The organism is Mesorhizobium sp. M7A.F.Ca.CA.002.15.2.1, assembly GCF_003998715.1.
In the GTDB taxonomy this organism is placed as follows: domain Bacteria; phylum Pseudomonadota; class Alphaproteobacteria; order Rhizobiales; family Rhizobiaceae; genus Mesorhizobium; species Mesorhizobium ciceri.
The window spans coordinates 1-1,867 of record NZ_RZPI01000887.1 but is presented as its reverse complement, the minus strand read 5'-3'; the positions used below and the strand labels follow the sequence as shown (position 1 = coordinate 1,867).

General features: G+C 62.0%; 2 protein-coding genes and 1 pseudogene. All 3 read right to left on the bottom strand.

What is annotated here, in order from left to right; genetic code table 11:
* Positions 1–50 precede the first annotated feature (50 nt).
* Positions 51–380: an integration host factor subunit alpha gene (locus ENZ74_RS30715; protein ID WP_127313252.1), complete on the bottom strand. Its 330-nt coding sequence runs from the start codon at positions 378–380 to the stop codon at positions 51–53.
* A 103-nt stretch (positions 381–483) separates the two neighbouring features.
* The gene (locus ENZ74_RS30710; RefSeq protein WP_024504674.1) at positions 484–1,455 is read right to left on the bottom strand and encodes a beta-ketoacyl-ACP synthase III; all 972 of its coding nucleotides are present in this window, start codon (positions 1,453–1,455) and stop codon (positions 484–486) included.
* Between the two features lie 9 nt (positions 1,456–1,464).
* A pseudogene (locus ENZ74_RS30705) lies at positions 1,465–1,867 on the bottom strand (phosphate acyltransferase); the annotation flags it as partial.

Below are 1,867 nucleotides of genomic sequence, written 5' to 3'. Positions count from 1 at the left end.
AAGCAATATTCAAGCCCGGCGTCATGGCGGTGGCGGTTTTTAACCGCGCTCTAGGATTTCTTTCCGCTTTTTGCCTTTCCGCTCTGATGGGAGCGCAAGATACGGCTCTTCAGCACGTTGGACGACTTGAAGGTCATCACCCGACGCGGCAGGATCGGCACTTCCTCGCCAGTCTTGGGATTGCGGCCGATACGCTCGTTCTTGGAGCGGACGTGGAATGTCGCGAAGGACGACAGCTTCACCGTTTCGCCGCGCACGATGGCTTCGCAGATTTCATCCAGCACCGCTTCGACGAGTTCGGCCGATTCAGTGCGCGACAGGCCGACCTTCCGGTAAACTGCCTCGGCAAGGTCGGCGCGCGTAAGTGTCTTTCCCCCCATGCGACCGTCCCATCAGCTCAAAACATAAAATTCGGCACAACAACGGCAGAGCCTAAGTAATTGATCCGTCAAGGTCAAGGACCGAAACTGGACCGTTCGGCACTTACCAGCGAACCAGGACAGCGCCCCAGGTGAAGCCGCCACCCATCGCTTCCAGGAGGACGAGATCGCCCTTCTTGATGCGGCCGTCGGCAACGGCCACCGACAGCGCCAACGGCACGGAAGCAGCCGAGGTGTTACCGTGCAAATCGACCGTAACCACCACCTTTTGCTCAGCTATCCCGAGCTTCTTGGCGGAAGCGTCAATAATTCGTTTATTGGCCTGGTGCGGCACGAACCAGTCGAGATCCTCGGCTGAGATACCGGCTTGCGCGAACGTCGCCTCGATGACGTCGGTGATCATGCCGACCGCGTGCTTGAAGACTTCGCGGCCCTCCATCCGGAGATGGCCGACCGTACCCGTCGTCGACGGCCCGCCATCGACAAAAAGCTTGTCCTTGTGCGTGCCGTCGGAGCGCAGGCTGGCCGCCAGAACGCCATGGTCGGCGATCGTGCCCGCGCCCTCGCCCGCTTCCAGGATCATGGCACCGGCGCCGTCTCCGAACAGCACACAGGTCGACCGGTCGCTCCAGTCGAGAATGCGCGAGAATGTTTCGGACCCGATCACCAGGACACGCTTGGCCAGGCCGCCGCGGATGTAGAGATCGGCGGTGGTCACGGCATAGACGAAACCCGAACAGACCGCCTGCATGTCGAAGGCAAAGCCGTGATGCATACCGAGCCGGTTCTGGATCTCGACGGCGGTGGCCGGAAACGTGTTGTTGGGCGTCGAGGTCGCCAGCACGATCAGATCGATGTCGGCGGGCGTGAGGCCCGCATTGGCAAGTGCGGCACGTGCCGCCGCTTCCCCCAGCGAAGCGGTCGTCTCGTCATCGCCCGCGATGTGGCGCTGGCGAATGCCGGTGCGCTGGGCGATCCACTCGTCGGAGGTCTCGACCATGCCTTCGAAATCGGCATTCTTCATGATTCGGCGGGGCAGCGCGGCGCCCGTGCCGCGCACGACTGATCTGATCAAAGTTCTTTCCTATTCCTTTGCGTCGGTGACGACGTCGGATTTCCTAGATGACAGGGCGCGCGGGTTGCGCGCATGAAACAGGTCCAGATCGGCCTCGATACGGTCGAGGAGGTTGTTGCGGACCATGTCATAGCCGAGTTCGATCGCGGCGGCGAACCCGTCAGAATCAGCACCGCCATGGCTTTTGACGACGATCCCGCTCAGCCCCAGGAAAACGCCGCCATTGGAGCGGCCGACATCCATCTTTTCGCGCAAGCGGTTGAAGGCGCCCTTAGCGAAGACGTAGCCGATCCTGGCCATCAGGGTGCGGCTCATCGCGGCGCGCAGATAACCCGCTATCTGGCGCGCCGTGCCTTCCGCGGTCTTCAGAGCGATGTTGCCGGCGAAGCCCTCGGTCACCACAACGTCGACC

Coding starts and splice junctions, on each gene's coding strand:
- ENZ74_RS30715 (WP_127313252.1), bottom strand. CDS start 380: ATGGGGGGAAAGACACTTACGCGCGCCGACCTTGCCGAGGCAGTTTAC.